Here is a 21,152-nt window from a genome sequence, read left to right as displayed (position 1 = left end):
ATAAAGAGATTAATAGCCAGTGTACTTTTGTAAAATTCAAAGTAGAGCCTTAAATTTTTGCTGTGCCACATAAGTCTGAAATATGAACCGGTTGCTCCTATAAAGTTAGGCAATTCTTTGCATAATTTTAGCGGCGATGACAGATTTTTACCATTAAAATTTAAAAAATCAGGAAGCTTTTAGTTTTTTCATAAAAGCAGCAATAGCAGGACTTAACTCTTCAAATAGAGGCTGTTTGCGATTGCGGAGCATCACTTCGGTAAACAACTTTAAACCCAGTGCAAATTCTGCGGTGTCGCCCGGATTTTCAAAAAGGGCTTTTTTGGTCAGTATTTCAACGATGCTGAAAATATCATCGTGATTGTGAAAGGTAAATTCAAGCGGTTCTTTTTCCGGATTTTCTCCTTTTATATCAGAAAGATACTCCAGTTTTAAGCGATAGGTATTGGTTTTCTTTTCCATTTGAGTCAGCGTTAATAAAGGCTTAAAGTACTTATAAATTTTCAAATCTTCAAATGAATCCTTATTTTAGCATTTCAATAGTAGACACATGATTTCAGAAGCACAATTTCAGCACGAATTAGATTTAATAATTGCCAATGCCATCCGTGAAGACGTTGGTGACGGCGATCACAGTTCTTTAGCCTGTATTCCGGCAACGGCACAAGGCAAAGCAAAACTGCTGGTAAAGGACGAAGGGATTCTGGCAGGAGTGGCATTTGCCCAAATGGTATTTCAGTATGTTGATCCCGGACTTCAGGTGGACGTTTTTATAAAAGACGGAACACCGGTAAAATATGGTGATGTCGCTTTTCACGTTTCCGGAAGTTCGCAATCGATCTTAAAAGCCGAAAGACTGGTGTTGAATGCCATGCAGCGTATGAGTGCCATAGCGACCAAAACAAAAGTATTTGTGGATTTGCTGGAAGGAACCAATACCAAAATACTGGACACCCGGAAAACAACACCCGGAATCAGGGCTATTGAAAAATGGGCGGTAAAAATTGCCGGAGGCGAAAACCATCGCTTTGCCTTGTATGATATGATCATGCTAAAAGATAATCACAATGATTTTGCCGGTGGGATAACAAAAGCCATCGAAAAAACAAATGCCTATTTAAAAGAGAAAAATCTGGATCTTAAAATTATAGTAGAAGCCAGAAACCTGGATGAAGTTCAGGAAATTTTGCAGAATGAAGGGGTTTACCGGATACTGCTGGATAATTTTAATTATGACGATACCCGGAAAGCGGTTGAAATGATAGGAGGGAAATGCCTTACGGAATCATCAGGCGGTATTAATGAAGAAACGGTGCGCCGTTATGCCGAGTGCGGTGTTAATTATGTTTCTTCCGGCGCCCTGACCCACTCAATTTACAATCTTGATTTGAGTCTTAAAGCGATTTAATTTGTATATTTCATCCAAATAATCCACAAACCTAATCCCAATTAACAAAGGTGTCAAAAGAAATCGAAGATCAGATTGAAAAAATACCGGTACTGAACAAGCTTATGGCTTTTATTAAAACAATAAAAGTTCCGGGACTTGGAGGTTTGTCTTTATACGATTTGCTGGAATTGTATGGAATCGGTATTGCAAAAGGAGCTTTTTCCTATAGAGCCGGGGCAATTGCTTTTAGCTTCTTTATGGCACTGTTTCCTTTCGCACTGTTTATATTAAACCTGATTCCATATATCCCGCTGGAAGGTTTTCAGGAAGATTTTCTAAAGTTTGTATCCGATAGCGTTCCGCCCAATACCTATGGTGCGATAGAAGCTATTTTAAAGGATATTATGAATAACAGTTACAAGAGCTTGCTTTCGTCGGGTTTCTTTTTGTCGATATTTTTAATGTCAAACGGATTAAATGCGGTTTTGGGCGGCTTTGAATCGTCTTACCATATTACAATTACAAGAGGATATTTCAGGCAGTATGCAGTAGCAATAGGCTTGTCTATCATTTTCTCCATGCTGTTGCTAATCACGGTATCGGCGATAGTGGTTTCGGAAGTAATTATCCAGAAACTATCTAACCGGTTGCTGCTGGACGATGTGTTCTTTATACAGCTGGCCCGGTATGCTTTTATCCTGATCATGCTTTTTGTTTCGGCTTCCTTTCTTTTTAAATTCGGGACAAGGGAAACCAAGCAGATCCCTTTTTTTAATGCAGGGGCTATCTTTACAACCGTTTTAGTAATTATCTCTTCCTATGTGTTTGGTATTTATGTAGTTCGGTTTGCCCGTTATAATGAGTTGTACGGATCAATTGGTACACTTCTTGTATTGATGTTCTATATATGGATTAACTGTATGATTTTATTATTAGGATTCGAATTAAACGCAACTATTAATAAATTAAAAAGAAAAAATTTATATATTTAACAAAACGTAAAAACAGCAAATTATGAGAAAACAATTTTTGACGGTATTGTTTGTGGCATTTTTGGGTCTTTTTTCAGCACAGGCGCAAAGTGTGGTAGGAAAATGGAAAACGGTTGATGATGAAACCGGAGAAGCGAAATCAATTGTGGAAATCACCGAATCCGGAGGAAAGATTTATGGTAAAGTAGTGGAGATTTTAAATCCGGCTAAAAAGAATGCCAAATGTAAAGATTGTTCTGGTGAAGATAAAGACAAACCAATTTTAGGACTGACAATCATAAAAGGACTTAAAAAATCCGGTAACGAATATACCGACGGTAAGATCCTGGATCCTAACAAAGGGAAGCTGTACAAATGTACTGTGAAACTGGACGGGAGCGATAAGCTGGATGTGAGAGGATATGTTGGAATATCATTAATAGGCAGAACACAAACCTGGTCAAGGGTTAAATAAAATATACCTGTACTATAAGGTGAAAAACACTTCTTTCGGGAGTGTTTTTTTTATGTATAGCCATTATCTTTGTATATCAAAATTATCCCATGTTGCATTTCGTAGAAGTCGTTTTACCATTAGCCTTAAACAAAACATTTACCTATTTGGTTTCTGAAGCAGAATTTCAGTATATCAAAAAGGGCATGCGCGTGGCGGTACCTTTTGGAAAAAACAAAGTGTACACGGCTTTGGTGATCGACCTGCATCAGAATGAACCGTTGCTGTACAAGGCAAAAGAAATTCACCAGATTCTGGATGAAGCACCGCTGGTAAACGAAAAGCAGATTGAACATTGGATGTGGGTTGCGTCCTATTATATGTGTGCCATCGGCGATGTTTTTAAAATGGCACTACCTTCCGGATTTTTGCTGGAAAGCGAAACGATCATTTCTTCCAAAACGGATTTGGCTGTTGATGAAAAAGGACTGGACGATGAAGAATTTCTGATTTACCAGGCATTACAGCAGCAATCGTCTTTAAAAGTTGAAGATATCGTTGCAATCCTGGGAAAGAAAAATGTCTTTCCGGTACTGAACAGGATGCTGACGAAAAACGTTTTGATCTTACAGGAGGAAGTAACCGAAAAATACAAACCGAAATTAACCCGTTATATCCGTCTGCATTCCGAATTTTTACAGCAGGAACAACTTGCAGAACTGTTGGAGCTGTTGTCCAGAGCACCTAAACAACGGGAATTGGTGCTGCAGTATTTTCAGTTGCAGGTCACGGATAAAAAACCGATATCGGTCAAAAAACTGACAGAAGTGGCAGGAAGTACGGCAACAGTCGTAAAATCACTCGTTGATAAAAATATTTTTGAAGAATATTACCTGTCGGAAGACCGGGTGCATTTTGAAAAATCGGAAAATGCCGGTTTTGAACTGAGCCTTCCGCAGCAAAATGCTTTGGATGCTATTCAGGAAAGTTTTCAGCAAAATGCGGTTACCTTGCTGCATGGTGTTACCGCTTCGGGAAAAACGGAAGTTTATATAAAACTGATCGAAGCTTACCTGCATCAGGAAAAACAGGTGTTGTACCTGCTTCCGGAAATTGCCCTGACGGTTCAGTTGGTCAGCCGGCTTACGGCTTACTTTGGAAATCAGGTAGCGGTTTACCATTCCAAATATACCAATAACGAACGCATCGAAGTGTGGCAGCAGGTGCTGCTGGGTTCCGAAAAAGCAAAAATTGTCATCGGGGCACGATCGGCTTTGTTTCTGCCGTTTTCAAACCTGGGGCTTATTGTTATTGACGAAGAACACGAACAAACATATAAGCAATTCGATCCGGCACCGCGATACCATGCGAGGGATGCGGCAATTGTGCTGGCTTCCGCTCACGGGGCAAAAGTGCTTCTGGGTTCGGCAACGCCAAGTCTTGAAACCTATAATAATGTACAATCCAATAAATACGGTTTGGTCAATCTTACCGAGCGCTATGGAAAAGTCTTTTTGCCGGAAATTTATTTAGTCGACATCAAAGACAAATACAAGCGGAAAAGAATGAAAGGGCATTTTAGCGATACGCTCATTGAAGCAATGGCAGAAGTGCTGGCGTTAGGCGAGCAGGTTATCCTGTTCCAGAACAGGCGCGGCTATTCTCCTTTTGTGGAATGCCTTACCTGCGGACACGTGCCGCAATGTCCGAGTTGCGATGTGAGTCTTACCTATTATAAGTATAAAAACCAGCTGCGGTGTCATTATTGCGGATACACCATTGCGAATCCAACCCATTGCCATGCTTGCCAGTCGGTCGATCTGTCGACCAAAGGTTTCGGAACCGAGCAGATAGAAATGGAGTTGAAAGAACTTTTTCCGGACAAGACCATCGGCAGAATGGATCAGGATACCACACGCGGAAAATTCGGATATGAAAAAATCATCGATGCTTTTAAGGAAAGAGAAACCGATATTCTGGTGGGAACACAAATGCTGGCAAAAGGACTGCATTTTGATAATGTAACGCTGGTGGGTATTATGAATGCAGACAATATGCTCAACCAGCCTGATTTCCGGTCACACGAAAGAGCTTTTCAGATGATGACACAGGTTGCCGGCAGGGCGGGCAGGAGTGAGAAAAAAGGAAAGGTGATGATTCAGACCTATAATCCCTACCATAATATTATACGGCAGGTTACCGAACACGATTATGGCAGCATGTATAAAGAGCAGATCTATGAAAGGCATAACTTTAAATACCCGCCTTTTTACAGACTGATAAAGCTTACTTTAAAACACCGGGATTATGACCGGCTTAAAGAAGGTTCGATGTGGATGTATAACGTACTGACCCAATCACTGCAAATTCCGATACTGGGTCCTGAAGAACCGGCTATCAGCAGAATCCGGAATGAATATATCCGTACCATACTGATCAAGATTCCTCAGAAGAACCATTTGGGAAACACAAAAAAAACTATCCAAAAAATATTGAATAGTTTTGAAGCGGTTGCCCAGTACCGGGCGATAAAAGTTACGGTTAATGTCGATAATTACTAAGTATTTTCGATCGCTTTAACCAGGTCTTCTTTTTTGTTTCGGCTTAACGGGATCTTGTTTGTGCCAATCTCGGCAAACTTACTGTTGAATTTGTCAATCTTGTCAATGTTTACAATAAATGATTTGTGAACCCGGATGAATTTATCTTTCGGCAGTTCTTTTTCAAAGGCTTTCATTGTGGACAGGACAAGGTGATTGTCTTCATCGGTGATCACTTTAACATAATCGCCGTAAGCTTCAATCCATTTGATTCTGGAGATGTAGATTTTTAATTTTTTGAGATTACTTTTAATAAAGATGTAAGGACTTTCTTCCTCCGAGTTTTCTTTTCCGAGCAATACAAAGTTCATCGCCTTTTTGACAGCAACATTAAATCGTTCTCTGGTAATGGGTTTGTGTAAATAGTCGGTAGCAGCATAATCAAAAGCTTTGACCGCATATTCCGTTTTGGAGGTAATAAAAATCACCTGCGGTTTTGCTTTTAAACCATCTAATAAATCGAATCCGCTGATTATGGGCATTTCAATGTCCAGAAAAACCAAATCTACATTTTTGTTGGTGATGCAATTCTTTGCCTCAATGGCATTTGAGAATTCACCTACAAGAGTTAAATTTGGATTTTCGTTTACTAATTTGGTTATGGTTAATCGCTGAATACTACTATCGTCAACTACTATACAGTTTATCTTCATATTCTAAAAAAAATGAAAGGGTTATTTTAGTAATAAAAATAGCAAAATTGTTCGGAATGACAAAGCAGAGTTGGGATAAAATGTGTAGTAGGTGTAAAAAAAGGGAAATGACGTTGTAGATTAAATATAAATCACTATTTTTGCACCCAATTTTATAACAAATAAATTTTTTTATTATGAATCATTATGAAACTGTTTTCATCTTGAATCCCGTTTTATCTGAACAACAGGTAAAGGAAACAGTAAGCAAATTTGAAGATTTTCTTACTTCTAAAGGAGCAGAGATGGTAGCGAAAGAGGATTGGGGCTTAAAAAAACTAGCTTACGAAATCCAACACAAGAAAAGTGGTTTTTATCACTTATTTGAGTTTAAAGCTGCTGGAGAGATCTTAGCTGGTTTTGAAACTGAATTCCGTCGTGACGAGAGAATCATGCGTTTTTTAACTGTAAGTTTAGATAAGCATGCAGTATCATGGGCTGAAAGAAGAAGAGCGAAATTAAAATCTACAAAAGCTTAATTATATGTCAAGTATTGAGCAATCTGCAAAAGGAAAAAAAGACGGAGATATCAGATATCTAACGCCTTTAAATATAGAAACTAACAAAACTAAAAAGTATTGTCGTTTCAAAAAATCTGGAATCAAATATATCGATTATAAAGATCCGGACTTTTTATTAAAATTCGTTAATGAGCAAGGAAAAATCCTTCCTCGTCGTTTAACAGGAACTTCTTTGAAATACCAAAGAAAAGTATCTGTAGCTGTGAAAAGAGCACGTCATTTAGCATTAATGCCATATGTGGCTGATTTATTAAAATAAAAAAGAGGCGAGATTATGGAACTTATATTAAAACAAGACGTACAGAATTTAGGTTTTAAAGACGATGTGGTATCTGTTAAGCCAGGTTACGGTCGTAACTTTTTAATTCCTCAGGGTGCTGCTATTTTAGCTACACCTTCAGCTAAAAAAGTATTAGCTGAAAACTTAAAACAAAAAGCTCACAAAGAAGCAAAAGTTGTTGCAGATGCTAAAAACTTAGCAGAAGCGATCAAAGCTTTAGAGATCAAAATCACTGCTAAAGCAGGAGGTGAGAAATTATTCGGTTCAGTTACTAATGCTGATATCGCTCAGATTTTAGAGAATAACGGTCACGCTATCGATAAAAAATTCATCACATCTGGTATCGTTAAACGTACTGGTAAATACACTGCTTCAGTGCGTTTACACCGTGATGTAATCGTTGATTTACCGTATGAAATCGTTGCTGAACAAGCATAAATTTCTTAAAATATCCTAAAAGCCTTCCCTGTCGGGAGGGCTTTTTTTATATCTTTATATTGACACAAATGGCTGCTCCCATTAGCGCTGCGCCTGAGAATTAAATACAAAAAAATGAAGTATACCAGACTAACAAAAGAACAGCTGGAGGAATTACACCCGGAATTTACGAACTTTTTAGCAACTCAATCGGTAGATAAAGCCGAATGGGACAAGATAAAGGAAACCAATCCGGAAGTGGCAGAACAGGAAATTGATGTCTTCTCCGATTTGATCTGGGAAGGCGTACTGACGAATGCAAAATACCTGGAACATTATTCCAAAAATCATATTTTCCTGTTTCATTGCAGTGAAATCCACATGCAGACAATTGTAATCCATTCTTTGGTAGCAGAAGCCGACTTTTTGTCAAAAGACGGACTGGAATGGCTGAGCGATAATTTGTTTACCGATAATGTGGAGATCCAGCGGGGACAAAAAGTATTTGCCGGTGAACGGAATGATGAAATTTTTAACCTGATTCAGCAGGGAACCATTCTGAGTGATGGCGAATTGTACAAGCAAATGGAAAATATTCTGGAGCAGTAGAAATTTCTGTGTTTCCCCGGAAAAATTATAAGAAATTGGTTAAATTAGTTCCTTGAAATTAATTTTCCCAATTTTTTTACTTTATGGACGTTTTACAAACTATTCAGGCTCTCAGAGAGGAGTTAAATAAACACAATTATAACTATTATGTTTTGGATAACCCTACAATCTCTGACTACGAGTTTGATGTAAAACTAAAGGAACTCCAGGAGCTTGAAGCAAAACATCCGGAATATTCCGATGAAAATTCTCCGACACAGCGTGTGGGCGGGGCGATTACCAAAAATTTCGAAACCGTATTGCACGAATCCCGTATGTATTCGCTGGATAACTCGTATTCCAAAGAAGACTTACTGGATTGGGAAAAAAGAGCCCAGAAAATATTGGGTGACGTACCTTTGGAGTACACCTGCGAGCTAAAATACGACGGTGCTTCAATTAGTATTACCTACGAAAACGGAAAGCTGAAACGCGCGGTAACCCGCGGTGACGGATTCCAGGGTGATGATGTGACGAACAACGTTAAAACCATAAAAGCGGTTCCGATTCAGCTAAAAGGAGACTTTCCTCCGAAATTCGATATCAGGGGGGAAATTATCCTGCCTTTTGCCGGATTTGAAAAAATGAACCAGGAACTGATCGAAATAGGCGAATCGCCCTATTCAAATCCCAGAAACACGGCTTCAGGCAGTTTAAAACTACAGGACAGCTCGGAAGTGGCAAAACGACCGCTGGACTGCTTGCTGTACTCACTAATTGGTTCCAACCTGCCGTTTGCTTCCCAGTTTGAAGGACTGGAAAAAGCCCGTCAATGGGGGTTTAAAGTCCCGAAACAGGCGCAGCTGGCTAAAAGTATGGACGACGTTTTTGCGTTTATTGATTATTGGGACATCCACAGACATGACCTGCCGTATGAAACGGACGGTGTGGTAGTAAAAATAAACAGCCTGCAGTATCAGGATGAGCTGGGCTATACGGCCAAATCGCCGCGCTGGGCAATTGCCTATAAATTTAAAGCCGAACAGGTTGCAACACGATTGCTGTCTATTGCCTACCAGGTGGGAAGAACCGGAGCCATTACTCCGGTGGCAAACCTCGAACCGGTACAACTGGCAGGAACCATAGTGAAAAGAGCATCCTTGCACAATGCCGACCAGATCCAGAAACTCGATATCCGGGTGGGTGATGAAGTTTTTGTGGAAAAAGGAGGCGAAATAATCCCTAAAATCATAGCGGTTGATCTGGACAAACGTCCGCAGGATTCAGAACCGACAATTTATATTCATAGCTGTCCCGAATGTGAAACGGAATTAGTACGGAAAGAAGGAGAAGCGCAGCATTATTGTCCGAATTTCTACGGCTGCCCGCCGCAGATTATTGGGCGTATCCAGCATTATATTTCCCGAAAAGCCATGGATATTGAAGGTTTGGGAGGAGAAACAGTTGCCTTGCTGTTTAATAACGGCCTGGTGAAAAACTATGCGGATTTGTACGAACTGAAAAAGGAACAGATCATTCCTTTGGAGCGTATGGCAGAAAAATCGGCAGACAACCTGATTAACGGTATCGAAAAATCAAAAGAAGTTTCCTTTGAACGAGTGCTGTTTGCTTTGGGGATTCGTTATGTTGGCGAAACGGTTGCCAAAAAACTGGCAAAACACTATAAATCGATAGATGCGATAGCTAAGGCTACGCTGATGGATTTGGTGCTGGTGGATGAAATCGGGGAGAAAATAGCACAAAGTGTTGTGGAATTCTTTGAAAACACGGAAAACAGCATCACTATTGAGCGATTACGGGGATTTGGGGTGCAGCTGGAAATAGGTGCGCATCACGATACGACCGTTTCGGATCTGCTGGCCGGAAAAACATTTGTGGTTTCGGGTGTTTTTGAAAAATTTTCCAGAGATGATCTGAAAAAAGCGATTGAAGACAACGGCGGAAAAGTGGGCAGTTCGATCTCTAAAAAAACCGATTATGTTATTGCGGGTGAAAATATGGGGCCGGCAAAACTGGAAAAAGCCAGCCAGTTGAATATAAAGATTATCAGTGAGGACGACTTTATTGCGATGCTCAACGGTTAGTCTTTTGTAAAGGATTTTTGGACTGTTCGGGTTTGAAAAGTCCGGTTTTTTGCTTTAAAACGACAGAATATGCTTTTTTCGGGATTTCTGTATTTTTTGGAGCAGTTTGTTGTATCTTTAATTTGAATGCTTCTTTTTTGGGTTTTTACAGTTTATAGTGCTGAGTTATGGAGCAAAAAGCGAAAGATTATACAAGCAGGTTTTTAGTAATATTTTACTTTTTTATGAGTTTGCTGGTGATTTTGAGCGAATACCAGCAGGATACACTCTTGACCTATATAACAAAGCCGTTTTTAATGCCGCTGTTGTTTTATCTGTACTATATCAACTCGGCATCCAATAACCGGAATTACGGTTTTATTCTGGCGCTTTTGTTTAACTGGGTTGCCAATATTGCTTTTGTGGCAGCCACTAAGGAAACCGTCTTTTTTGGCTCCCTGTTTTTCTTGCTTTACCGGATTATGGTGGTGTATATTTTAGTGGAACAAATCGTGTTTCCTAAGGTTTTTCCCTTTCTGGTAGGCTGTATTCCTTTTTTCTTTATTTATATTACGGTCACGAACCTTGTCAATGCCGAAATAGAAAACGGAATTTATCTTTTTTGGGTTAACGGGATTTTTATGATTTTTCTGGGCGGATTTACCCTGGCGAATTATATACTGGATAACAATAAGGTAAATACCCTCTTATTGATAAGTACCTTATTGTTTACTTTTATACAGTTTATCGTAACGATTAATTTGTATTATCTGACTTTAGTGGTGTTTAAACCAATAGCGATGGCGATGTTTGTTGTCGCGCAATTCCTGCTTTATAAGTCGGTATTATTGATGGACGAGCGGAAAAAAGCTATACCGTGATGCTTCTTCCGGAATGTGATTTTGATTTATCGGCATCAAAATAAAAATCGATTCTTCCCAGATTAATACCGTAGCAGCCTACCTGGTTAACCAGTACCTGTTTTCCGTCGGCATTGGTTTCAATGACCGGTTTGTCCAGGAAAGTATGCGTGTGGCCGCCAATGATCAAATCGATATCTTTAGTCCTTCTTGCTAAAAGGACATCACAGACCCTGTCCGGTTCGTCTTTGTATTTAAACCCGATGTGGGAAAGACAGATCACCAGGTCGCATTTCTTTTCGTGTTTCAGGATACGGGTCATTTCTTTTGCCGTTTCAACCGGATCGTTATAAACGGTTTCCTTGTATAGTTTTTTGTCGACTAATCCCTGTAATTCCACGCCAAGACCAAAAACACCTATTTTGATACCGTCTTTAATGAAAATCTTATACGGTTTTACGATGCCGTCCAGAATAGTGTTCTTAAAATCGTAATTAGCGGAAACGAAATCAAATTTGGCATGCGGCAATTGGGTATAAAAACCATCGATGCCGTTGTCGAAATCGTGGTTTCCAAGTGTTGCCAGATCATAATCCAGCATGCTCATCAGTTTGAACTCCAGTTCGCCGCCGTAATAGTTAAAATAAGGCGTGCCCTGGAAAATATCTCCGGCATCCAGTAATAATACATTAGGATTCTCTTTTCTGATTTCCTGGATCAGCGTAGCGCGTCTGGCGACACCACCCATATTCGGGTTTCGCGGATCGCTTGCCGGAAACGGATCGATATGACTGTGAACATCGTTCGTGTGAAGGATGGTTATTTTTTTAATATCGGGAGCAGTTGTAAAGCTGCTTAATGATAAACCTCCCAGAGTAACTAATGCCGAACTGGCTGCTGTTCCTTTTAAAAAATCTCTTCTTTTCATTTTCTTTTATCTTTATTCCAGGATTATTCTTTCTGACGTGATTACCGGGATGGTATCTACTTTTTTGAAGTAGTCAATTAACAGGTTTCGTAGCTTGTAGTCCATGTCATAAGCTTTAACGGCTTTTTTGAAGAAATTCATGCTGTCGCCTCCATTTGATAAATAATCGGAAGTGGCTACATAATAACTCTGGTTGTCTTCAACAGGTTTTCCGTTTACACTTAACGACTTAACGCTTAGATTGTTTTTGTCGGCAACGATTTTTAAACCGGAAAGCGGATGCGGTTTCTTCTCTTTCATGATGTAAGCGGCCATTTCCCGGATCTGAGCGCCTTTTAATTCAATTATAATCAGGCTGTTTTCAAAAGGCATGATCTCAAAAGCGGTTCTTGTGGTCACATTTCCTTTGGGAAGTACGGCGCGGATTCCGCCATGATTTAAAAGACAGATGTCAATATTTTTCTTTTCACGGGACTGGAAAATCGGGTTGGCCATTTCGATGGTAACATCGGCTAAAAGATTTCCGATTGTCGTTTGCCAGGTGCCTTTGCTTTTGTCTAATGTTTCCGGGCAGTAAGCCAGAACATTGTCTAAATCTTTGTCAATATGGGTGCGGTAAGGCGCTATATAATCTTCTATGGATTGAACATCCCTGTACGCATTTGTGATACCAATTTGTTTGCCTTCAATTTTTGTGTTCTGGTATTTTTGACCGGCGCAGGAAGCCAATAAAAAAATACCTGTAAGAACAATAAATGGCGTTAAAAAATGGTTATACTTTCTTAATTTTGTCATTTGTTATAAGCCTTATTTAATTAACTTTGTATTTCAAGTAAAATTACTATGTTTTTAAAAACAATAAAGGATTTTTCATTAAAAAAAATCATTAAAAAAAGATTACCCAATTATAAACTTACCGTTACGGAAGGGGCAATACAAACGGTTGGTCTGTTGATAGATGAAAGCTATTTTGTGGCTCAGAACGATCTGATTCAGGAGCTTGTTGCCAATGGAATTCCCGGAAAAAATATAGAGATCCTGATTTATAAAGACAGAATCAAGAAGAAAGAAACCTTCGAGTATCCTTATTTCAGCAGAAAGAACATTGCGATGAACGGGGAATTTCTAAAACCGGAGGTTGCCGGTTTTGTAAACAAACCGTTTGACATGCTGATCAGCTACTATGATGTGGAAAAAGCACCTTTACTGCTGCTGACATTGCAGTCTAAAGCAAAATTCAAAGTAGGTTTTTCAACGATCGACAAACGTTTGAATAACTTTATGATTACAACCGTTGCGGAAAAATACCAGGAATTTGTTTCCGAGCTTTTTAAATATTTGAAAATTTTAAATAAAATATAATCTAAATAATCATGCAATCATTAATCGGTACCGGTGTTGCGCTTGTTACACCATTTAAAAAAGACTTTTCGGTAGATACGGAAGCTTTAACAAGAATTGTAAATTATGTTATAGACGGAGGTGTTGAGTATTTAGTGGTTTTGGGAACAACGGCAGAGTCGGCAACATTAAACCAGGAAGAGAAAGAATTAGTGATTCAGACAATTGTGGCTGCTAACAATGGCAGACTTCCGTTGGTTTTAGGTGTTGGAGGGAACAATACAATGAAAGTTGTTGAAGAATTGAAAACCAGAGATTTTTCGGCATTTCAGGCAATTCTTTCGGTTTCTCCATACTACAATAAGCCAACTCAGGAAGGAATTTACCAGCATTTTAAAGCCGTGGCGGAGGCTTCTCCGGTTCCGGTATTGTTATATAATGTGCCCGGAAGAACAGCAAGCAATGTATTGCCGGCTACGGTAATCCGTTTGGCAAACGATTTTAAAAATATTGTCGGTATAAAAGAAGCGGCAGGAGATATTGTTCAGGCAATGAAACTGATTCAGCAAAAACCAAAGGATTTCCTGGTTATTTCCGGGGATGATATGGTGACGTTACCAATGGTTTTAGCCGGTGGAGCCGGAGTGATATCGGTAATCGGGGAAGGATTTCCAAAAGAATTTTCCGAAATGGTCCGTTTGGGATTACAGCGAAAAGTAGATGAAGCGTACCAGCTGCATTACCTGTTAGCGGATAGTATTGATATGATTTTTGAACAGGGTAACCCGGCGGGTATAAAAGCGATATTCAAAGCCCTGGGATTATCAGAAGATACGGTACGTTTGCCGCTGGTAAATGTTAACGAAGATTTAGCAAAACGTATTAACGATTTTGTAAAGAAAATAGTAAATTAGCCTTTCACTAAAAAAAAAGAATTTTATGTTATCAAAAACTATTGAAGCAGCTGTTAATAATCAAATTAAAGTTGAGGCGGATTCTTCTCAAATATATTTGGCAATGGCATCTTGGGCTGAAGTTCAGGGTTTTGAGGGGATTGCAACATTTATGTATGCGCAGTCGGATGAAGAAAGAATGCACATGCTTAAACTGGTAAAATATGTCAACCAAAGAGGAGGGCAGGCACAGATTCCATCGGTTATTGAGCCGTCTTTAGATTATTCTTCATTCAAAGCGTTGTTTACGCAATTGTTTGAACACGAAGTAATGGTGTCGGAGAGTATTAATAATCTGGTTCATGTTTCCTTAGGCGAGAAAGATTATGCGACACACAATTTCTTACAATGGTATGTGTCGGAGCAGATAGAAGAAGAAGCAACAGCAAGAACAATCCTGGATAAAATCAATCTGATCGGTGACGATAAAGGAGGATTGTACCTGTTTGATAATGATATGAAGAATTTCAACGGAAATCAGGCTGCAAAAGTGCAATAAATTTGCAGAATAAGAGTTAAAGAAAAGATGTCGGTTTTACAGGCATCTTTTTTGTTTTTTTACCATGAAAAAAAAGATTTTGTAATCTCTAATTAATAACTAAATTTGCATTTGCTTTTAAAACAAGACTTTTGGCTGTTTTAGAAGCATAAAAACTGAAAATAAAATGAGTAAATTTCTATATATTTTTCTTTTTGCTGTTCTGTTAACGTCTTGTAGTCAGTATCAAAAAGCACTCAAATCGGAAGATTTGGCAATGAAATACGAAGTGGCTACCAAAATGTATGAAGCAGGGAAATATTCCAAAGCTATCCGATTGTTTGAACAGATAGCAGCGCCAAACAGAGGGAAACCTCAGGCAGAAAAATTATTTTATATGTTTGCTCAGTCTTATTATAAGACAAAACAATACTATTTGTCAGGATACCAGTTCGAATCGTTTGTTGCCGGATATCCGAAAAGTGAAAAAAGAGAAGAAGCAGCCTTTTTGGGCGCAAAAAGCTTTTACCAGCTTTCACCAATCTATTCGATAGACCAGACCGATACACAAAAAGGAATTGATAAATTACAGGATTATATCAATACCTATCCGGATTCTCCAAACTTTGCCGAAGCGAATAAAATGGTTACGGAATTACGGGAGAAATTAGAGAAAAAAGCTTTCGAAATCGCGAAACAATACAATACTATCGGGGAGTGGACCAGAGATTACAATGCCGCTATCAAAGCATTGGACAACTTTATTACAGACCATCCCGGAACAATATATAAAGAAGATGCTTTGTTTTACAAGTTTGATGCCAGCTATAAACTGGGAATCAATAGTATTAAACCTAAAATGGAAGAGCGTTTAAACAATGCTAAAGTGGCTTACACTGCTTTGATCCGTTTTAAAGGCGATACAAAATACAAAGCAAAAGCTGACGAAATGTTAGCAAACATAGATAAAGAATTACAACAATTTTCTAAACAATAAGAACGTCATGGATTTAAAGAAGACTACTGCTCCAGTAAACACGATTACCTACAATAAGAGTACGATAGAAGAGCCGACAGGAAACGTGTATGAAGCAATAACTATTATGGCAAAAAGAGCAAATCAAATCAACTCTGAAATTAAAAAGGAATTGATTGACAAGCTTGATGAGTTCGCGACTTACAATGATAGTCTTGAGGAAATTTTTGAGAATAAAGAACAAATCGAAGTTTCTAAATTCTACGAAAAACTACCTAAACCACATGCTTTAGCAGTACAAGAGTGGTTAGAAGGAAAAATCTATTATAGAGATTCAAATAAATAATACAAACAATGTCTGTTTTAAGCGGTAAAAAAATAATACTGGGTGTTTCTGGTGGAATTGCCGCGTATAAAACGGCCACATTAGTTAGACTTCTTATAAAAGCAGGTGCTCAGGTTCAGGTAATCATGACACCTGCTTCTAAAGATTTTGTTACGCCCTTAACATTATCAACACTCTCTAAAAATCCGGTCTATTCCTCTTTTTTTAATGAAGAAGATGAGAATGCCCTTTGGAATAATCATGTCGATTTAGCCCTTTGGGCCGATTTAATGATTATTGCACCGGCTACAGCCAACACCCTTTCTAAAATGGTGAGCGGCAACAGCGATAATTTACTTTTAGCAACCTATCTTTCTGCGAAATGTCCTGTTTACTTTGCTCCGGCAATGGATCTGGATATGTACAAACACGCTTCCACACTGGCAAACTTTCATGTTTTAAAAGAGTTTGGCGATACGATCATTCCGGCGGAAAACGGCGAATTGGCGAGCGGACTTTCCGGCGAAGGAAGAATGGCGGAACCTGAAAATATCGTGGCATTTTTAGAACGGGATCTGGAAAGCAAACTGCCCTTGCGGGGAAAAAAAGTTCTGGTTACGGCAGGACCCACTTATGAAGCGATCGATCCGGTACGTTTTATCGGGAATCACTCTTCCGGCAAAATGGGCTATGATATTGCCAAAGCCGCTGCCAATCTGGGCGCGGAAGTAATATTGGTATCCGGTCCGACGCATCTGGACCTGAAACATCCTCTGGTGCAACTGGAAAGAGTAACATCGGCTCAGGAAATGTATGATGCCTGTCACCGGTATTTTAATGCGGTAGATGTGGCCGTTTCGGCAGCAGCCGTAGCCGATTACCGTCCGAAAAATGTAGCCAGCCAGAAAATAAAAAAGAATGAAGCTGCGTTCTCTATTGAACTGGAAAAAACAAAAGATATACTGGCTTCTTTAGGAGAAATCAAGACCAGACAGTTTTTAATTGGATTTGCACTGGAAACGGAGAATGAAATTGAGCATGCAAAGCAAAAAATTCAGAAAAAAAACTTAGATTTGATAGTTTTAAACTCATTAAATGATTCCGGTGCCGGTTTTGGAAAGCCCACCAATAAGGTTACATTTATTGATAAGAACTTTTTAGTGGAGCCGATGGAACTCAAATCGAAAGAAGCCGTCGCTCAGGATATTGTCAACAAAATAATAGCTCATTATCATGCGTAATTGGATTTTACTTTTACTTACTTTTTTATCAATAAACAGCTTTGCTCAGGAACTTAATTGTAGCGTAAATGTAAATTACAGCCAGATTACGAACGTTAATCCGCAGATCTTTAAAACACTGGAAAAGTCCGTTACGGAATTTATGAACAATACCAAATGGACGACCAAGACGTTTAAAAACAATGAAAAAATCAATTGTGTGGTCTTTATAACGGTTAACTCGTTTGAATCCAACAATTTTGATGCAACCGTTCAGGTGCAGTCTTCGCGCCCGATATACAATTCAACCTATTCCTCACCGGTTTTAAACTTCAATGATAAGGACTTTAAATTCCGTTATGTGGAATTTGAAAACATGTATTTCAATCCCAATAGTTTTGATTCGAACCTGATTTCCGTTTTAGCTTTTTATGCGAACATCATTATCGGTCTGGATGGGGATACCTACCAGAATTTAGGAGGAACAAAATACCTTGAAGTCGCTTCGGCTATTGCGAATGTAGCACAGTCAAGCGGTTTTGACGGCTGGATACAATCGGAAAAAAGAAATAACCGTTATTACCTCATTAACGATATGCTTTCCAATACCTATACACCGTTTCGTGAAGCGATGTATCAGTACCATTTCCAGGGAATGGATCGAATGGCGGAAAACTTAAAAACAGCCAAAGAAAAGATTGCGTCTTCTATAGAAACGCTTTCCAAGGTACACGATGTGCGTCCGAATGCTTTTCTGACCCGTGTTTTCTTTGATGCCAAAGTAGATGAAATCGTTAGTGTTTACTCCGGTGGACCGAATGTGGACATCGTTCCGTTAGTAGACAGATTAAATAGAATATCTCCGTTAAATTCTTCTAAATGGAGTAATATAAAATACTAAATTTGTGTTTTAATAAATCTACGCACAAATTATGTTAGCATCTTTATCGATTAAAAATTTTGCTCTGATTGAACAATTAGATATCCGTTTTTCCAATGAGTTTTCAATCATTACAGGAGAAACCGGAGCCGGAAAATCAATATTGTTGGGAGCATTGGGTTTGGTGCTGGGCAGACGTGCCGATTTAACGTCGCTAAAAGACAAAGAACAAAAATGCATTATCGAAGCGCATTTTGAAATCAAAGCCTATGCGCTCCAGCCGTTTTTTGAGGAAAACGATCTGGACTATGAAGATACGACCATTATCCGCAGGGAAATCCTTCCTTCCGGAAAATCACGAGCTTTTGTAAATGACAGTCCGGTAAACCTGCAGGAATTGCAGCAGCTGGGCGATTTTTTGCTGGATATCCATTCGCAGCATCAAACGCAGGAATTGTCCAATGAAGAATACCAGATACAAATTCTGGATGCTATTGCAGGACAACAGCCGCTGTTGCAGGAATACAAAAGCAGCCTGTCTACATATAAAGCCGTAAAATCAAAACTGAAGAAACTGCAGTCAGAAAAAGAAGCCCTGGTAAAAGAACAGGATTACAATAGTTTTTTACTGGAGGAACTTTTGGCAGCCAATTTAAAAGAAGGCGAACAGCAGGAATATGAAGCGGTATTTGAAAAACTCAATAATGTTGAGTTCATCAAAGAATCGCTGGATAAATCATTGGCTGTAGCCGATGAGGAACAAATTGGGGTTACGCAAAATCTGAAAGAGATTAAGGCGTCCCTTCAAAAAATCGCCGGATTATCGGCAGAATACCAGGAATTGTTTGACCGCGTATCCAGTGTGCTGATTGAATTTGATGACGTATCGGATGAAATACGCAAACATGCCGAAACCCTGATGAGTGATCCGGAACAGCTGGAACTGGTAAATCAGAAACTACAGCTGATCTATTCGCTTCAAAAGAAGCACCAGGTGGGTACGGTGGAAGAATTGCTGGTCATTCAGAATGACCTGGACAATAAAGCTGTTTTTGCAGACGATCTGGAAGCATTGATTCATTCGCTCGAAAAAGAACTGGAAGCAACCATCGTGGTTTTAGATGCCAAAGCTGCTGCGATCTCAGAAAGCAGAAAGCAGGCTGCTCCGGTACTGATTGAAAAAATTATCGCAATATTATCAGAATTGGGAATGCCGAATGCCCGTTTTGAATTTGAAATAAAACAAACGGACACCTATTTGCTGTCCGGGAAAGACGAAGTACAATTACTGTTTTCGGCCAATAAGGGAACCAGCTTCGGTTTGCTGAAAAAAGTAGCTTCCGGAGGGGAAATGTCCCGTATTATGCTTGCTGTAAAAGCCATTCTGGCAAATTATACCAAACTGCCAACGATTATCTTTGATGAGATCGACACCGGAGTTTCGGGTGAAATTGCTCATAAAATGGGCGATATCATGAAGAAAATGAGCAAGCAGATGCAGGTTTTTGCCATTACCCATTTACCGCAGATTGCCGCGAAAGGAAACCAGCACTATAAAGTGTTTAAATCCACTCAGGGTGAAAACACTGTTTCGGAATTAAAATTGTTAGGGAATGAAGAGCGAATTGTAGAGATCGCAGAAATGCTGTCTGGAAAAGATATATCCGATTCGGCTCTTAACCATGCAAAATCATTATTAATTGAATAAAAAGAATTGTTTTGGAAGAGAATATCAGTTATTATGAAAACCAGTTTATCAGGGCTGATGCTTTGATATCTGACGGGAATGTTTCGGAGGCAAAAGAAATTCTTGAAGAAATTCTGACGCAATATCCGGATTTTGGAAAAGCACACAACCACTTAGGGTGGATCTATTATACCAAGCTGAGCAATTATGAAAAAGGAATTTATCATTATAAGCTGGCGATGCGGTTTGACCCTAAATACCCGGCGTCCTATCTGAACTATGCTTATCTTTTGGTAGACCTGCGCAGGCTGGAGGAAGCAAAAGAGCATATTGACGAAACGCTGAAGCATCTGGAAAATGCAGACGGGGCTTCTTATTACAGCGAATTGGGAAGGATTTACGAAATGGAATTTAATTTTATCAGATCCTATGAGTTTTATAAAAAAGCCATGTCCTACGGCTTTGGAGCGCAATTTATAGAGAATATGAAGATGAATATGAATAGGGTGAAAGATAAAATGACTATTTTTGAAAAATTAAAATTGAAATTTATTTAAAAACATAGCTATGTATAATTTATTAAAAGGAAAAAGAGGAATCATTTTTGGAGCTTTAGATGAAAATTCAATTGCTTGGAAAACAGCGGAACGTGTACATGAAGAAGGCGGAACTTTTGTTTTATCAAATGCTCCGATCGCTATGCGTATGGGTACCATTAACCAACTGGCTGAAAAAACAGGTTCTCAGATCATTCCTGCCGATGCTACTTCTATTGAAGATTTAGAGAATTTAGTAGATAAAGCGGTGGAAATCCTTGGCGGTAAAATTGATTTTGTTTTGCATTCAATCGGAATGTCGGTGAATGTTAGAAAAGGAAATCACTATACAAACCAGAATTATGACTATACCCATAAAGGATGGGACGTGTCTGCGGTTTCTTTTCATAAAGTAATGCAGGTGTTGTATAAAAAAGATGCCATGAGCGAATGGGGAAGTATCGTAGCGCTGACGTATATGGCAGCACAACGTGTATTTCCGGATTATAACGATATGGCCGATAATAAAGCATATTTAGAGTCGATTGCCCGTAGTTTCGGATACTTCTTCGGAAAAGATAAAAAAGTAAGGGTAAACACGATTTCCCAGTCTCCGACACCTACAACTGCCGGACAAGGCGTAAAAGGTTTTGGCGGTTTTATCGCTTTTGCCGATAAAATGTCTCCGCTTGGAAACGCTACCGCTTTAGACTGTGCAAACTATACGGTAATGATGTTCTCCGATTTAACCCGCAAAGTAACATTACAAAACCTATTACATGACGGAGGTTTCTCTAACATGGGAGTAAGTCAGGGAGTAATGGAAGCTTTTGAAGAAGGATTGGAAAAAGAGCAGTAAAACTTCTTTAACGGCTTTTTAAGCCGCTGAATAATATCATAAAGACAGAATCTTCTGTTTCGGGAAAACCACCTTATTTGAGGTGGTTTTTTTATTTTTATAAAGTTTATCT

The 21,152-nt window shown here is 39.1% G+C and carries 24 protein-coding genes; 20 read left to right on the top strand and 4 right to left on the bottom strand.

Annotated features, from left to right (window positions below; genetic code table 11):
* Positions 1–168: 168 nt before the first annotated feature.
* Positions 169–462, bottom strand: a complete 294-nt coding sequence (locus BGO42_RS16360; protein ID WP_273243709.1) for a DUF3861 domain-containing protein — start codon at positions 460–462, stop codon at positions 169–171.
* A gap of 88 nt (positions 463–550) precedes the next feature.
* Between BGO42_RS16360 and nadC the strand changes: the two genes are divergently transcribed.
* From nadC to priA, 4 genes are all read left to right on the top strand, one after another.
* On the top strand, positions 551–1,408 hold the full coding sequence (gene nadC / locus BGO42_RS16355) for a carboxylating nicotinate-nucleotide diphosphorylase (protein WP_273243707.1): 858 nt from the start codon (positions 551–553) through the stop codon (positions 1,406–1,408).
* Positions 1,409–1,458: 50 nt separating this feature from the next.
* On the top strand, positions 1,459–2,382 hold the full coding sequence (locus tag BGO42_RS16350) for a YihY/virulence factor BrkB family protein (RefSeq protein ID WP_177735651.1): 924 nt from the start codon (positions 1,459–1,461) through the stop codon (positions 2,380–2,382).
* Between the two features lie 22 nt (positions 2,383–2,404).
* Positions 2,405–2,836 (top strand): DUF2147 domain-containing protein, encoded by a 432-nt coding sequence (locus BGO42_RS16345; protein ID WP_177735649.1) that lies wholly within the window; start codon positions 2,405–2,407, stop codon positions 2,834–2,836.
* Positions 2,837–2,925: 89 nt separating this feature from the next.
* Positions 2,926–5,376 (top strand): replication restart helicase PriA, encoded by a 2,451-nt coding sequence (gene priA / locus BGO42_RS16340; protein ID WP_273243705.1) that lies wholly within the window; start codon positions 2,926–2,928, stop codon positions 5,374–5,376.
* Here priA and BGO42_RS16335 read toward each other — a convergent pair.
* Positions 5,373–6,068 carry a LytR/AlgR family response regulator transcription factor gene (locus tag BGO42_RS16335; protein WP_177735645.1) on the bottom strand — a complete coding sequence of 232 codons (696 nt, stop codon included), beginning with the start codon at positions 6,066–6,068 and terminating at the stop codon, positions 5,373–5,375. The genes priA and BGO42_RS16335 overlap by 4 nt on opposite strands.
* Before the next feature lie 176 nt (positions 6,069–6,244).
* On the opposite strand from BGO42_RS16335, the gene rpsF reads away from it, so the two are divergent.
* From rpsF to BGO42_RS16305, 6 genes are all read left to right on the top strand, one after another.
* Positions 6,245–6,586 (top strand): 30S ribosomal protein S6, encoded by a 342-nt coding sequence (rpsF, locus tag BGO42_RS16330; RefSeq protein WP_177735642.1) that lies wholly within the window; start codon positions 6,245–6,247, stop codon positions 6,584–6,586.
* 4 nt (positions 6,587–6,590) lie between these two features.
* Positions 6,591–6,887, top strand: a complete 297-nt coding sequence (gene rpsR, locus BGO42_RS16325; protein WP_035132889.1) for a 30S ribosomal protein S18 — start codon at positions 6,591–6,593, stop codon at positions 6,885–6,887.
* A gap of 15 nt (positions 6,888–6,902) precedes the next feature.
* Positions 6,903–7,346 (top strand): 50S ribosomal protein L9, encoded by a 444-nt coding sequence (rplI, locus tag BGO42_RS16320; protein WP_177735640.1) that lies wholly within the window; start codon positions 6,903–6,905, stop codon positions 7,344–7,346.
* 114 nt (positions 7,347–7,460) lie between these two features.
* On the top strand, positions 7,461–7,934 hold the full coding sequence (locus tag BGO42_RS16315; RefSeq protein ID WP_177735638.1) for a DUF6495 family protein: 474 nt from the start codon (positions 7,461–7,463) through the stop codon (positions 7,932–7,934).
* A gap of 83 nt (positions 7,935–8,017) precedes the next feature.
* Positions 8,018–10,018: an NAD-dependent DNA ligase LigA gene (ligA, locus tag BGO42_RS16310; RefSeq protein ID WP_273243699.1), complete on the top strand. Its 2,001-nt coding sequence runs from the start codon at positions 8,018–8,020 to the stop codon at positions 10,016–10,018.
* 224 nt (positions 10,019–10,242) lie between these two features.
* Complete coding sequence (locus BGO42_RS16305; RefSeq protein ID WP_177735635.1) at positions 10,243–10,878, top strand: lysoplasmalogenase family protein; 636 nt, start codon at positions 10,243–10,245, stop codon at positions 10,876–10,878.
* On the opposite strand, the gene BGO42_RS16300 is transcribed toward BGO42_RS16305, so the two are convergent.
* Positions 10,868–11,785 (bottom strand): metallophosphoesterase, encoded by a 918-nt coding sequence (locus BGO42_RS16300; RefSeq protein ID WP_273243697.1) that lies wholly within the window; start codon positions 11,783–11,785, stop codon positions 10,868–10,870. The genes BGO42_RS16305 and BGO42_RS16300 overlap by 11 nt on opposite strands.
* A 12-nt stretch (positions 11,786–11,797) precedes the next feature.
* A complete protein-coding gene (locus BGO42_RS16295) occupies positions 11,798–12,580 on the bottom strand; it encodes a 5'-nucleotidase C-terminal domain-containing protein (RefSeq protein ID WP_273243695.1) in 783 nt (260 codons plus the stop codon).
* A gap of 48 nt (positions 12,581–12,628) precedes the next feature.
* On the opposite strand from BGO42_RS16295, the gene BGO42_RS16290 reads away from it, so the two are divergent.
* From BGO42_RS16290 to BGO42_RS16245, 10 genes are all read left to right on the top strand, one after another.
* Positions 12,629–13,147, top strand: coding sequence for a DUF6913 domain-containing protein (locus tag BGO42_RS16290; RefSeq protein ID WP_273243693.1), 519 nt, complete (start codon positions 12,629–12,631; stop codon positions 13,145–13,147).
* An 11-nt stretch (positions 13,148–13,158) separates the two neighbouring features.
* Positions 13,159–14,040: a 4-hydroxy-tetrahydrodipicolinate synthase gene (gene dapA / locus BGO42_RS16285; protein ID WP_177735627.1), complete on the top strand. Its 882-nt coding sequence runs from the start codon at positions 13,159–13,161 to the stop codon at positions 14,038–14,040.
* 25 nt (positions 14,041–14,065) lie between these two features.
* A complete protein-coding gene (locus BGO42_RS16280; RefSeq protein WP_177735625.1) occupies positions 14,066–14,578 on the top strand; it encodes a ferritin in 513 nt (170 codons plus the stop codon).
* Positions 14,579–14,744: 166 nt separating this feature from the next.
* Positions 14,745–15,554 (top strand): outer membrane protein assembly factor BamD, encoded by an 810-nt coding sequence (locus BGO42_RS16275; RefSeq protein ID WP_177735623.1) that lies wholly within the window; start codon positions 14,745–14,747, stop codon positions 15,552–15,554.
* Between the two features lie 7 nt (positions 15,555–15,561).
* Entirely contained in the window at positions 15,562–15,879 is a 318-nt protein-coding gene (locus BGO42_RS16270; RefSeq protein ID WP_177735621.1) for a DNA-directed RNA polymerase subunit omega, read from the top strand.
* A gap of 8 nt (positions 15,880–15,887) precedes the next feature.
* The gene (gene coaBC, locus BGO42_RS16265; protein ID WP_273243689.1) at positions 15,888–17,099 is read left to right on the top strand and encodes a bifunctional phosphopantothenoylcysteine decarboxylase/phosphopantothenate--cysteine ligase CoaBC; all 1,212 of its coding nucleotides are present in this window, start codon (positions 15,888–15,890) and stop codon (positions 17,097–17,099) included.
* The gene (porD, locus tag BGO42_RS16260; RefSeq protein ID WP_177735617.1) at positions 17,092–17,979 is read left to right on the top strand and encodes a type IX secretion system protein PorD; all 888 of its coding nucleotides are present in this window, start codon (positions 17,092–17,094) and stop codon (positions 17,977–17,979) included. Before coaBC ends, porD begins: the two co-directional genes overlap by 8 nt.
* A 31-nt stretch (positions 17,980–18,010) precedes the next feature.
* Positions 18,011–19,666: a DNA repair protein RecN gene (recN, locus tag BGO42_RS16255; protein ID WP_273243687.1), complete on the top strand. Its 1,656-nt coding sequence runs from the start codon at positions 18,011–18,013 to the stop codon at positions 19,664–19,666.
* Between the two features lie 11 nt (positions 19,667–19,677).
* Complete coding sequence (locus tag BGO42_RS16250; protein ID WP_177735613.1) at positions 19,678–20,202, top strand: tetratricopeptide repeat protein; 525 nt, start codon at positions 19,678–19,680, stop codon at positions 20,200–20,202.
* 10 nt (positions 20,203–20,212) lie between these two features.
* Entirely contained in the window at positions 20,213–21,040 is an 828-nt protein-coding gene (locus tag BGO42_RS16245; RefSeq protein WP_177735610.1) for an enoyl-ACP reductase FabI, read from the top strand.
* The last annotated feature ends 112 nt before the right edge of the window (positions 21,041–21,152 follow it).

This window comes from Flavobacterium sp. 40-81, from assembly GCF_001898245.1.
Lineage (GTDB): Bacteria > Bacteroidota > Bacteroidia > Flavobacteriales > Flavobacteriaceae > Flavobacterium > Flavobacterium inviolabile.
This window is presented reverse-complemented; position numbering and strand designations above follow the sequence as displayed.